Annotated in this window: 6 protein-coding genes; all 6 read left to right on the forward strand. The window is 74.2% G+C overall.

The window, feature by feature from the left end; genetic code table 11:
• Positions 1-171 precede the first annotated feature (171 nt).
• The 6 genes from ABD158_RS16130 (at position 172) to ABD158_RS16155 (ending at position 12,661) form a co-directional block, all read left to right on the forward strand.
• Complete coding sequence (locus ABD158_RS16130; RefSeq protein ID WP_344008621.1) at positions 172-2,892, forward strand: DNA translocase FtsK; 2,721 nt, start codon at positions 172-174, stop codon at positions 2,890-2,892.
• Positions 2,892-4,925: a RodZ domain-containing protein gene (locus tag ABD158_RS16135; RefSeq protein ID WP_344008622.1), complete on the forward strand. Its 2,034-nt coding sequence runs from the start codon at positions 2,892-2,894 to the stop codon at positions 4,923-4,925. Before ABD158_RS16130 ends, ABD158_RS16135 begins: the two co-directional genes overlap by 1 nt.
• Positions 4,926-5,040: 115 nt before the next feature.
• Entirely contained in the window at positions 5,041-6,558 is a 1,518-nt protein-coding gene (locus ABD158_RS16140) for a MiaB/RimO family radical SAM methylthiotransferase (protein ID WP_344008623.1), read from the forward strand.
• Positions 6,555-7,172 (forward strand): CDP-diacylglycerol--glycerol-3-phosphate 3-phosphatidyltransferase, encoded by a 618-nt coding sequence (pgsA, locus tag ABD158_RS16145; RefSeq protein ID WP_344008624.1) that lies wholly within the window; start codon positions 6,555-6,557, stop codon positions 7,170-7,172. The genes ABD158_RS16140 and pgsA overlap by 4 nt, the downstream gene beginning before the upstream one ends.
• A gap of 157 nt (positions 7,173-7,329) precedes the next feature.
• A complete protein-coding gene (locus ABD158_RS16150) occupies positions 7,330-12,186 on the forward strand; it encodes an ExeM/NucH family extracellular endonuclease (RefSeq protein WP_344008625.1) in 4,857 nt (1,618 codons plus the stop codon).
• Positions 12,187-12,349: 163 nt separating this feature from the next.
• The gene (locus tag ABD158_RS16155) at positions 12,350-12,661 is read left to right on the forward strand and encodes a helix-turn-helix domain-containing protein (protein WP_344008626.1); all 312 of its coding nucleotides are present in this window, start codon (positions 12,350-12,352) and stop codon (positions 12,659-12,661) included.
• Positions 12,662-12,819 lie beyond the last annotated feature (158 nt).

The following is a 12,819-nucleotide window of genomic DNA, read 5'->3' on the forward strand; positions in this document are numbered from 1 at the left end:
CCGCGGCCGTCCCCGGGATCGGTGGACGTGACCCACGGCCTCTCGCACCTTAAGGAGGCACCCGGGTGAGGTCCATCACCCGCCGGGTAACGATCTGGTCACCGTCGGGTCCGCGACACGCACCAGTGTGAAGCGTGTGACTGGAGTGACGAAGCCCTAGGCTCGCTGACCATGGCGACCCGTACGTCTTCCCCGCCGGGGTCGCGGAGCACGAGCACCCGTCCGTCCACGACGACGACCACCCGGTCGACGGCGCGGCCGAAGGGGGGTTCGACCTCCCGACCACGGAGCTCCACCGGCCGGAAGTCCACCACCCCGTCCACCCGCTCCTCCAGCACCGCGAAGCGTCCGGCGCCGCGCGCCGTCCGCAACGGCCCCGGTCCCGTCGCCCGCCTCTTCGGGCTGCTGCTGAAGGCCCTCGTCGCCGTCTGGACGGGTGTCGCCGGCGTGGTCGCGGGCGCCGTACGGCGGGTCGGTCGCGGCGCGGCCGAGCTCGAGCCGGAGCACAAGCGCGACGGCGCCGGCCTGGCCTTGGTCGCCCTCGCGCTGGTCGTCGCCACGGCGGTCTGGTTCCAGCTGCCCGGCGGGGTGATGGAGCTCGTGCGCACCGCCGTCACCGGCACCGTCGGCACCGTCGGCTGGCTCGTCCCGCTGATGCTGCTCGCCGTCGGCTGGCGCACCATGCGCGACCCGGAGCGCAACGGCCCGGTCGGGCGCCAGGTCATCGGCTGGGCCGCCCTGTCCTTCGGCGTCCTCGGCATCGTGCACGTCGCCGCCGGCGACCCGCAGCCGGTCCTCGGCGACGCCACCCCGCTGCGCGACGGGGGCGGCGCGGTCGGCTTCGTCGTCGCCAGCCTGCTGCTCGACCTGCTCCGCACGCCGTACGTCGTGGTGCCGGTGCTCGCCCTGCTCGCCTTCTTCGGGGTGCTGGTCATCACCGCCACCCCGGTCCACCGCGTGCCCACCCGCCTGCGCGAGGGCTACGAGCGGCTGATGGGCATGACGCCCGGCGCCGAGGCCCCCCGCGGTGGTGCCGCCCGGGGCCACGACGGCGGCCACGACGTCGACGAGCTCGACCCGTGGGAGGGCGACCCGGCCTACGACTCCCCGGTCCTCGAGGAGCGCGAGGTCACCCGCCGCTCGCGCCGCACCCGTGAGCGCGACGCGCTCGACGTGGCCCAGGAGCTCGACGCCGTGCCCGCGCCCGACGGCTCGGCCGCCGCGGCGCCGGCCGACGCGCCCGGCCCCGCGCCGTGGGACGTCGAGGCCGAGACGCCCGCGCCCGCCGTCGGCGCCGCGGTCGCGACGCCCGGGAGCCGCCGTCCGTCCCGCCCGGCCCCGGACCCCGACGAGGAGGTCGTGCTCGAGCCGCCGCCCCACGCCGACCTCCCGCAGCGCGTGGAGCAGCTCGCGCTGTCCGGCGACGTCACCTACTCCCTGCCGACCAGCGAGGTCCTCAAGCCCGGCTCGCCCCACAAGGCGCGCTCCAAGGCCAGCGACGAGGTCGTCGAGCGTCTGATGCAGGTGATGCGCGAGTTCACCATCGACGCCACCGTCACCGGCTACACCCGCGGCCCGACCGTCACCCGCTACGAGGTCGAGCTGGGCCCCGCGGTCAAGGTCGAGAAGGTCACGGCACTGAGCAAGAACATCGCCTACGCCGTGGCCTCGGCCGACGTGCGGATCCTCTCGCCGATCCCCGGCAAGTCCGCGATCGGCATCGAGATCCCCAACCTCGACAAGGAGATCGTCTCCCTCGGCGACGTGCTCCGCTCCGGGGTCGCCCGGGGCGACCACCACCCGATGGTCGCCGGGCTCGGCAAGGACGTCGAGGGCGGCTTCGTCGTCGCCAACCTCGCGAAGATGCCCCACCTGCTCGTCGCCGGCGCCACGGGCTCCGGCAAGTCGAGCTTCATCAACTCGATGATCACCTCGCTGCTGATGCGCTCGACGCCCGACGAGGTGCGGATGATCATGATCGACCCCAAGCGGGTCGAGCTGAACGCCTACGAGGGCATCCCGCACCTGATCACGCCGATCATCACCAACCCCAAGAAGGCCGCCGAGGCCCTCGCGTGGGTGGTGCGCGAGATGGACCTGCGCTACGACGACCTCGCCAACTTCGGCTTCCGTCACGTCGACGACTTCAACCGGGCGGTCCGCGCCGGCAAGGTCGAGCTGCCTCCGGGCAGCGAGCGCGAGCTCGCGCCGTACCCCTACCTGTGCGTGGTGGTCGACGAGCTGGCCGACCTGATGATGGTCGCGCCGCGCGACGTCGAGGACGCGGTCGTGCGGATCACCCAGCTGGCCCGTGCGGCCGGCATCCACCTGATCCTGGCCACGCAGCGGCCCTCGGTCGACGTGGTCACCGGGCTGATCAAGGCCAACGTGCCGTCGCGGCTCGCGTTCGCGACGTCGTCGCTCGCCGACAGCCGGGTCATCCTCGACCAGCCGGGCGCGGAGAAGCTGGTGGGCCAGGGTGACGGGCTGTTCCTGCCGATGGGGGCCTCCAAGCCGGTCCGAGTGCAGGGGTCCTGGGTCACCGAGGCGGAGATCGCCCAGGTGGTCGCCCACTGCAAGGAGCAGCTCGCGCCGACGTACCGCGAGGACGTCACGGCGCCCGCGGCCAGCAAGCGGGAGCTCGACGACGACATCGGTGACGACCTGGAGCTCGTCGTCCAGGCCATCGAGCTGGTGGTCTCGACGCAGTTCGGCTCGACCTCGATGCTGCAGCGCAAGCTGCGCGTCGGGTTCGCGAAGGCCGGACGGCTGATGGACATCATGGAGAGCCGCGGCGTGGTGGGCCCCAGCGAGGGCTCCAAGGCGCGAGACGTGCTCGTGAAGCCCGACGAGATCGACGGCGTCATCGCCACGGTGCAGGGGGAGCAGTGATGGGTGAGGCAGCGCGGATCCACGACGAGCAGACCACGACGGGCCGCGGGCCCGCCATGACCGCGGTGCCCGGCGGCGCCGACGGCGACCGGACCCCCGGCGAGCGGCCCGAGCCCCGCGTCCTCGAGGTGCGGCGCAATGCCGCCCTCGCCGGGGTCGTCGGCGTCGTGGCCGCCGCGGTCGCGATCGCCTACCTCGGCCGCGCGACCGCCACCGGCGCTCCCCTCGACTGGGCGCTGACGGCCGTCACCGCGCTGATCGCGGGCACCTGGCTGTGGAACCTGGTCGACGCCCGCACGCCGCTGCTGGTCGCCGACGTCCACGGCGTCCGCGTGCGGCTGGGACGCACCTGGGAGGGCCTGCCCTGGCGTGGGCTCGACCGCATCGAGCACCACCCCCGGCGTGGCCTGGGCCGCGACGGCCGGCTGGTGCTCGTCCCGGAGGCCACCACCCCGCTCCTGGAGGGCCTCGACCGCACCGGTCGTCGCCACGCCGCCCTGGCCCGGCGCCTGCACGGCGCGCCCTTCGCGGTGCCGCTGTCGCTGTCCACCCGGCTGTCCGGGGTCCGCCCCGACGAGGTCGCCGAGGTGCTGCGCGCCCTCGCCGGCGACGACGCCCGGGTCGTCGAGCCCGAGCCCGCCCCGACGAGCGGGGCTCCCGAGGACGCGGCCGACGAGGGGCCGGCCGCGCCCGAGGACGCCCGCCCGAGGGCGACGGCCACCACCACCCGCCCCCGCGTCGACGTCGCCGAGGAGGCCGGGGCCGAGCGGCTCGACGCCCGGGACACCCCGGACGCCGGCGACCTCGCCGACCCGGAGGACGAGCAGGCGCGCCGTCGCCCGGGCGACCCGCGCCCCGCGCTGGCCACCCTCATCGGCTCCCTCGCCGCCCGCGTGGGACGCCGGGACGCCGGGACCTCCGACGACGACCGCGACGACCGCGACGACCGCGACGACCACGTGCGCGCCGAGGCCGACGAGCCGACCGACCACGAGGACCACGACGACCACGAGCGGACCGAGGAGCTCGTCGGGTGGTCGCCCGCCGATGCGGCGGCCGCGGCCCCCGACCCCGAGCCCGTCAGCGACACCCCCGAGCCCGCGCGCGAGCGCCGGGCGGTCTCCCGCGCCGAGGTGCAGCGCCGGGTCGAGCGCGTCGCGCCGACGGCGGAGGTGCTGCCGGAGGCCCGCGAGCTGCGGCGCCCCGGCAGCGTCGACCTGGTCGCCGACGACGAGGTCTGGGGTGCCCGCGTGCGACCCATCGCGCGTCCCGGCGACACCGTCGACCCGATCGTCCTCGACGACTTCTCGACCGAGCCCGCCACCGACCCCGTCGTCGGTCCCGAGCTGGCGGCGGCGCGGACCCGGCTCAACCTCAGCGTCGACCAGCTCGCCGAGCGCACCCGCATCCGGCCCCACGTGATCGAGTCGATCGAGGTCGACGACTTCGCGCCCTGCGGCGGCGACTTCTACGCCCGCGGCCACCTGCGCACCCTGGCGCGCGTCCTCGGCGTCGACGCGGGCCCGCTGCTCGCGACGTACGACGAGCGCTACGCCGACGCCCCGATCGACCCGCGACGCGTCTTCGCCGCCGAGCTGGCCACCGGCGCGCACGGCTCCATCCGCGGCACGCGCGGCGGACCGAGCTGGACCATGCTGCTCGCCGCCGTGATGCTCGTCGTGCTCGTCTGGTCGGTCGCCCGGCTGGTGATGGACGACCCGGTCGAGCTGCAGCCCGTCCCGCAGCTCAACGGCTCCAGCGGACCCGCCGACGCCGCGCCGGTGGCCCCGCCCGTGCCGATGACGGTCACCGCCGTCGACGGCGGCGCGACCGTCACGATCACCGACGCCGCGGGGGAGATCCTGTTCTCCGGCGACCTCGCGGTCGGCGAGAGCACCCAGGTCGACGCCTCGCCCCCCGTGCAGGTCGAGTCCTCGGACGGTGGCGCCACCGCGGTGAGCATCGACGGCGACGACCGCGGCCGCCTCGGCGAGGCCGGCCAGCCCGCCAGCAGCCGCTTCGTGCCCAACTGAGCCCGCACCCAGCGGGGCCGGTCGACCTGCCGGGACGGGCGACGGTGCGGCCGCCGGGAGGGGCGTCGACACGATTCGTCGGGCCCGTCCGGCCCGCGCCATACTGGCTGCACCTATGACTGCTTCCCCACACGCCCTCGACGTCGCCGTGCTCACCCTCGGGTGCGCCCGCAACGAGGTCGACTCCGAGGAGCTCGCGGGCCGCCTCGAGGCCGACGGGTTCCGGCTCGTGACCGACCCGGCCCACGCGGGCACCGTGGTCGTCAACACCTGCGGCTTCGTCGAGTCGGCCAAGAAGGACAGCGTGGACGCGCTCCTCGCCGCCGCCGACCTCAAGGAGGACGGCGTCACCCGCGCCGTCGTCGCCGTGGGCTGCCTCGCCGAGCGGTACGGCGCCGACCTCGCCGCGTCGCTGCCCGAGGCCGACGCGGTCCTGGGCTTCGACGACTACCCCGACATCGCGGGGCGACTGCGGTCGATCCTCGCCGGGGAGCAGCACGTCGCCCACACCCCGACCGACCGCCGGCGGCTGCTCCCGATCTCGCCGGTCGACCGCGACGCCTCGACGGTGAGCGTCCCCGGGCACGGCGCCGCGTCCGCCCCGGGCGCTGCGCCGGTGCTGGTCGTGGACGCCCCCGACCTGCCGGAGGGCGTCGCGCCTGCCAGCGGCCCGCGGACCGTGCGACGCCGCCTCGACTCCTCGCCGACCGCCGCGCTCAAGCTGGCCAGCGGCTGCGACCGCCGCTGCAGCTTCTGCGCGATCCCGAGCTTCCGCGGCTCCTTCGTGTCCCGCCGGCCCTCCGACGTGCTCACCGAGGCGCGGTGGCTGGCCGACCAGGGGGCCCGCGAGCTGTTCCTCGTCAGCGAGAACTCCACGTCGTACGGCAAGGACCTGGGCGACCTGCGGCTCTTCGAGACGCTGCTGCCCGAGCTCGCCGCCGTCGACGGCGTCGCGCGGGTGCGGGTCTCCTACCTGCAGCCGGCCGAGACCCGGCCCGGCCTGGTCCAGGCCATCGCGGCCACCCCCGGCGTCGCCCCGTACTTCGACCTGTCCTTCCAGCACGCCTCCGGCCCGGTGCTGCGCCGGATGCGCCGCTTCGGCGAGGCCACCTCGTTCCTGGCGCTGCTCGACCAGGTCCGCGCCGCGGCCCCCCGCGCGGGCGTGCGGTCCAACGTGATCGTCGGCTTCCCCGGCGAGACCGACGACGACCTCCAGGTGCTCTGCGACTTCCTCGTCGCGGCCCGCCTCGACGTCACCGGCGTCTTCGGCTACTCCGACGAGGACGGCACCGAGGCCGCCGGTCTCGACGGCAAGCTCGACGCCGACGAGGTCGCCGCCCGCGTCGACCACGTCACCGCGCTGGTCGAGGAGCTCACCTCCCAGCGCGCGGAGGAGCGGGTCGGCGAGGAGGTGGAGGTCCTCGTCGAGACCGCCGCCGCGGTCGACCCCGACACCGACGAGGCGATCGGCGCCGAGGGTCGCGCCGCCCACCAGGGCCCCGAGGTCGACGGCACCGTCACGCTGCTCGACGCCGAGGGCCTCGCGGCGGGCGACCTGGTCACCGCGCAGGTCGTCGCGGCCGAGGGGGCCGACCTCGTGGCCCGCGTCAGCGCCGAGGGGTGGCAGCGGTGAGCGAGCAGCAGACCGTCAGCAACCTGAACCTGCCCAACGCGCTGACGACGCTGCGCATCGTCATGGTGCCGTTCTTCGCCGTCGCCCTGCTCGTCGACGGCGGCGAGTCGGTCCTGTGGCGCACCGTCGCGTGGGTGATCTTCGCGGCCGCGATGGCCACCGACAAGATCGACGGTGACATCGCCCGGGCCCGCGGCCAGGTGACCACCTTCGGCAAGATCGCCGACCCGATCGCCGACAAGGCGCTGACCGGGATGGCCTTCATCGGCCTGTCCCTGGTGGGCGACATCTGGTGGTGGGTGACGATCGTGGTGCTGCTGCGCGAGTGGAGCGTGACCCTGCTCCGGCTCTCGCTGCTGCGCACCGTGGTGCTGCCCGCCGCGCAGAGCGGCAAGATCAAGACCACCCTGCAGGCCCTGGCGCTGGGGCTGCTGGTGCTGCCGCTGCGCCAGGTCGACGGCGCGCTCGACCTCGCCGGAGAGATCGTCTTCTACGTCGCCCAGGTCGGCCTGGCCGCCGCCGTCGCGATGACGATGTGGAGCGGCTACGAGTTCTACCGCGACGTCTGGCGCGCCCGCGACCAGCGTCGTACGGCGGGTCGCCGGACGGCCTGACCGGCCGCCGACGGGCCGGTGACGGGCGATGTCGGCCGGCCCGGCGATCGTCACCTGATCGTCACCTGGGGTCCGTCCCCGTGGTCGGTCCGTGAGGTTACTGTGCGCGAGGCTTCCCCGCTGTCGTGCTCACAACCGCACCGCCGAAAGGTCATCCGTGTCCTCTGCACCCCCTCCGCCCCGGGCCCCCCGCCCGGGACGACGCATCGTCGCGTCGCTCGCCGGGCTGGCCGTCGCCGCCTCCGGGCTCGCGCTGACACCCGCCCCCGCCTCGGCCGAGCCCGGTCGCACCGGGCTCGTCATCAACGAGGTCTACGGCGGTGGCGGCAACGCCGGCGCCCCGCTCAACGCCGACTTCGTCGAGCTCTACAACCCCACCGACGAGCCGATCCTGCTCGACGGGCTGAGCCTGCAGTACCGCTTCGGGACCTACACGACGGGCGCGAGCCCGGCGCCGTCCGTGCTGCCGCTCGACGCCGCGCAGCAGGTGCCCGCCGGCGACCACTTCCTCGTGAAGGTCAGCGGGACGGGGACCAACGGGGCCGCGATCGCCGGCCCCGACCAGGACGGCGAGGCCCTGGCGATGAGCGCCACCGGTGGCCAGGTCCTGCTCGCCGACACCCTCAGCCCGATCACCGTGACCGGCGACCTGAAGGACAACGCCGACGTCGTGGACATGGTCGGCTACGGCGCCACGGCGACCTCCTTCGAGACCGCCCGCACGGGCACGGCGCTGTCCAACACGACCTCGACGCAGCGCGTCACGGGCGGCACCCCCGCCGCCCCGGGCGAGGACAGCGACGTCAACAGCGCCGACTTCGCCGCGCCCGCCGCCCCGTCGCCGACCGCCGCCGTCGGTGACACCGCGGCCCCCGAGCAGCCCCCGGTCGAGCCCGAGGACCTCACGATCGCCCAGATCCAGGGCACCGGCGACACCACCCCGGTCGCGGGTGACGTGGTCACCACGCAGGGTGTCGTCACGGCGACGTACCCGACCGGTGGCTTCAACGGCTTCGTGATCCAGACCGGTGGCACCGGCGGCGCCCTCGGCGCCCGCACGGCCTCCGACGGCATCTTCGTGTGGGGCGGCAGCGAGGGCTTCGCCAGCTACCCGGAGATCGGCGACTCCGTCGAGGTCACCGCCACCGCGGTCGAGGGCGGTGGCCCCGCCGCCGGCCTCACCCAGCTGGTGCCCGGCGAGGACGGCTCGGTCACCGAGCTGGCCACCGCGCTCCCCGCGGTCACGCCCACGACCTTCTCCACCTGGCCGACGAGCGCCGCCGCGAAGGAGACGCTCGAGAGCATGCTCGTGCGCCCCGGCGCGACGTTCACCGTCACCAACGTGTTCAACGCCAACTCGTTCGCCGAGATCGGCCTGGCCTCGGGCACCACGCCGCTGATCCAGCCGACCGAGACCATCGACGCGCAGGACACCACCGCGATCGCCGCCGCCAACGCGAGCAACGCGGCCCGCGCCGTGGCGCTCGACGACGGCGCCAGCGTCAACTACCTGAACGGCGCCGCCCGCAACCAGGCGCTGCCGTACCTGTCGCCGAGCAACCCCGTGCGGGTCGGCTCGCGGCCCACGTTCACCCAGCCGGTGATCATGGAGTTCCGCAACAGCACCTGGAAGTTCCAGCCGCGCACCCGGCTGACCGCCGCCGACACCCCGCCGGCGACGTTCACCAACACCCGCACCGCGAACGCCGCCCCCCGCAACGTGGGCGGTGACCTGCAGGTCGCGACGTTCAACGTCCTGAACTACTTCCCGACCACCGGGACCGAGTGGATCGACGAGGCGGGCGCCAGCTGCACCCCCTTCACCGACCGCCAGAGCAACCCGATCACGGTCAACTCGTGCGACCCCGAGGGCCCGCGCGGTGCCTGGAACGCGACCAACCTGGAGCGCCAGGAGATCAAGATCGTCAAGGGGATCATCGGCACCGGCGCCGAGGTCGTCGCCCTCGAGGAGATCGAGAACTCGGCCCGCTTCGGCAAGGACCGTGACTTCGCGGTCGGCGAGCTCGTCGACGCGCTCAACGAGGTCGCCGGTGCCGGCACCTGGGACTTCGTGCCCAGCCCGCCTGCCTCGGACCTGCCGCCCACCGCGGACCAGGACGTCATCACCAACGCGATGATCTACAAGCCCGCCGCGGTCGAGACCGTCGGCGAGGCCGCCTCCAACGGCGACGACCCCCGCTTCGACAACGCCCGTCAGCCGATCGCCCAGGTCTTCCGGCCGGCCGGCAACGCCACGGACGTCGCGGACTTCACCGTCATCGTCAACCACTTCAAGTCCAAGGGCTCCGGCGTCGACGACGGCACCGGGCAGGGCAACGCCAACCCCGACCGCGTCGCGCAGGCCCAGGGCCTCAGCGAGTTCGCGGACGACTTCGCCGCCGAGCGCGGCGTCGAGGCCACCTTCCTCACCGGTGACTTCAACTCCTACACCCAGGAGGACCCGATGCAGGTCCTCTACGGCGCCGGCTACCGCAAGGTGAACCCCGACACGGCGGGGGAGTACTCCTACTCCTTCTCCGGCCTGTCCGGCTCGCTCGACCACGTGCTCGTCAACGCCGCCGCCCGCGGCCTCGTGACCGGCGCGGACTACTGGTCGATCAACTCCGGCGAGTCCATCGCCTTCGAGTACAGCCGCTACAACTACAACCGGACCCAGTTCTACGACGAGTCCGTGTTCCGGGCCAGCGACCACGACCCGATGGTCGTGGGCGTCACCGCCGCGCAGGACGAGCCCGTCGTGCCGATCACCCTGGTCAGCACGAACGACTTCCACGGCCGTATCAATAACTCGACGGCCTCGGACGGCACGCCCACCGGCACCGCCCAGTACGCCGGCACCATCGAGCAGATGCGCGCCAACGCCGCCGGCGGTCGCGACAACACGCTGTTCCTCGGCAACGGCGACCTGTACGGCGCCTCGGAGTTCAACTCCGCGATCAACGACGACGTGCCGACGCTCGAGGTCTTCAACGCCCTCGGCCTCGGCGGGTCCTCGGTGGGCAACCACGAGTTCGACGCCGGCTTCGCGGACCTGCGGGACCGCGTCATCGGCGCCGACGGCGACGGCCTCGCGGACTTCCCCTACCTCGGCGCCAACGTCTACGAGGAGGGCACGACCGACCCGGTCCTGCCGGAGTACGCCACCTACGAGGTCGACGGCGTGACCGTCGGCGCGATCGGTGTCGTCACCGAGGAGACCCCGTCGCTGGTCAGCCCGGCCGGCATCGAGGGCCTGGACTTCGGCAACGCCGCCGAGGCCGCCGAGCGGGTCGCCGGTGAGCTCTCCGACGGTGACGAGAGCAACGGCGAGGCCGACGTGGTCGTCGTGCTGGCCCACGCGGGCGGCAGCGGCTTCCCGGCGGGCGCGACGTACGACGAGGCGATCGCGGCGACCGACGCGGACAGCGAGTTCCAGCAGCTGGCCGGTCTGTCGGACGACGTGGACGCCATCTTCAACGGTCACACCCACCAGCTCTACGCGCTGCGTCAGGGCGAGGGTGGCCGCGCGATCGTCCAGGCCGGCCAGTACGGCGAGGCCCTCGGTCGGATCACGCTGAGCTTCGACCGCGACACCGGCGAGGTCACCACGCGTGGCGCGGCCGTCCGCACCCGGATCACGGCCTCGACCGCCGAGCTCCGTGACCGCTACCCCCGCGTCGACGCCGTGCAGCGGATCGTCGACCAGGCGATCGCCGACGCGGCGGTCGTGGGCAACGTGCCGGTCGGCGAGATCAGCGCCGACATCACCCGCGCCCGCACCTCCTCCGGCGGCGAGGACCGCGGCGACGAGTCGACCCTGGGCGACCTGGTCGGCAACGCGCTGCGCGACGGCCTGCCGGACTCCGCCGGCGAGGCCGACCTCGGCATCGTCAACCCGGGCGGCCTGCGCGCCGACCTGACGTTCGCGGGCAGCACCGCGAGCAACCCGCGCAACACCGACGGGGTGGTGACGTACGCCGAGGCGAACTCGGTGCTGCCGTTCACCAACAACATCTCGCTGGTGGAGCTCACGGGCGCCGACCTCCTCGCGGTCATGGAGCAGCAGTTCCAGCCCGCCGGCTCCGACCGGGCGTACCTCGCCCTGGGGCTGTCGGACAACGTCCAGGTCACCACCGACCGCACCGCGCCGGCGGGCGAGCGGATCACCTCCGTGCGCATCGACGGCGAGGCCGTGGACCCGGCCGCGACGTACACCGTCTCGACCTTCTCGTTCCTCGCGGCCGGCGGCGACAACTTCACCGCCTTCCGCGACGGCGAGGCCCGCGACACCGGCCTGGTCGACCGTGACCTGTGGATCGGCTACCTCCGCGACACCTCCCTCGGTGACGCCGGCGAGCCGATCGCGCCCGACTTCGCCCGCCAGCAGGTGGACGAGGTCGGCAAGCCCGACACGCTGACCGCCGGCGAGACGTCGACGTTCACGCTGAGCCGTCTCGACCTGACCTCCGCGGGGGCGCCGGACAACACCTCGGTGACCGCGCGGGTCGTCTCCGGCGAGCAGACCACCGACCTCGGCACGGTCGGCACGGTGGCCCCCGCCGGGTCGGGGACCGCCCAGGTCACCGTGGCCGTGCCCGCCGACCTGCCCGCGGGCTCGGTCGTCGAGCTGGTCGCCGAGCCGAGCGGCACGACGGTGTCGATCGACGTCGCCGACGACGGTGGCGAGCCCCCGGTCGACCCCGACCCGGAGCCCGTCACCCCGACGGTGCGCACCTTCGCCAACCCGCAGCCGGCCGACGCCGGTCGTCCGGTCCGCCTCAACGCCCGCGTGCTCGCCGCGCGGGACGGCGAGGACCTCCCGGTGACGGGTCGCGTGATCGTGCGACGGGCCAACGGCTCGTGGCTCGGTGCGGCCGAGGTCGACGAGGACGGGCGGATGCAGCTGATCCGCCGGTTCCCGCAGGCCGGCCCGAAGCGGCTGGTGTTCACCTTCCGCAGCAGCAGCGAGGACGTCGCGGACGGTCAGGGCGCCCTGACCGTCGACGTCCGCTGAGCTTGACCGCTCGGCACCGCTGGTCCTGAGCAGCACCACGACCGGGAGTCGCCCACCAGGGCGGCTCCCGGTCGTGCGTCCGCGGGAAGAAACCGGGCCTGGAGTAGCGTTGGGACCCACGAGCGACAGACGCAGCCCCGGACCCGCAGGAAGGAGGCCCACCATGGTGGTCTTCCGGCACGAGCTCGGCCAGGTCCTGCGCCGGCTGCGCACCGAGCGCGGCATGACGCTGCGACAGGTCTCCGCGGCGGCCCGCGTGAGCCTCGGCTACATCTCCGAGGTCGAGCGCGGCCGCAAGGAGGCTTCCTCCGAGCTGCTCGCCTCCCTCTGCGCCGCCCTCGACGTGGCCCTGTCCGACGTGCTCCGCGAGGTCAGCGAGTCGGTCGCCCTCGAGGAGGCCGCCGCCCGCCTGACCGCCCCGCGCCCGATCATCATCCCGCAGCCCTCCGGCCGCCCGGTGGCCTCCGCCGCCTGAGGGGCCCTGCGGCGGCGTCGCCGCGCCGCGTCGCTCGGCGCGGCTGCTCCACCCCCGAGGCGCTGGTCGTGGTGCCCCGGGCCGTGATGAGGGGCGTCGCGGCCCGGTGACTGTCCGTGGTGCGGGGCTCTCGTGGCTCGGTTGCTGCGCAACGCTCG

The organism is Nocardioides lentus (assembly GCF_039529515.1).
Taxonomy (GTDB): Bacteria; Actinomycetota; Actinomycetes; order Propionibacteriales; family Nocardioidaceae; genus Nocardioides; species Nocardioides lentus.

What these genes read in the sequence shown, in the direction of transcription:
- ABD158_RS16135 (WP_344008622.1), top strand. Translation starts at nt 2,892, where the DNA reads ATGGGTGAGGCAGCGCGGATCCACGACGAGCAGACCACGACGGGCCGC.
- ABD158_RS16130 (WP_344008621.1), top strand. Translation starts at nt 172, where the DNA reads ATGGCGACCCGTACGTCTTCCCCGCCGGGGTCGCGGAGCACGAGCACC.
- ABD158_RS16155 (WP_344008626.1), top strand. Translation starts at nt 12,350, where the DNA reads ATGGTGGTCTTCCGGCACGAGCTCGGCCAGGTCCTGCGCCGGCTGCGC.
- ABD158_RS16140 (WP_344008623.1), top strand. Translation starts at nt 5,041, where the DNA reads ATGACTGCTTCCCCACACGCCCTCGACGTCGCCGTGCTCACCCTCGGG.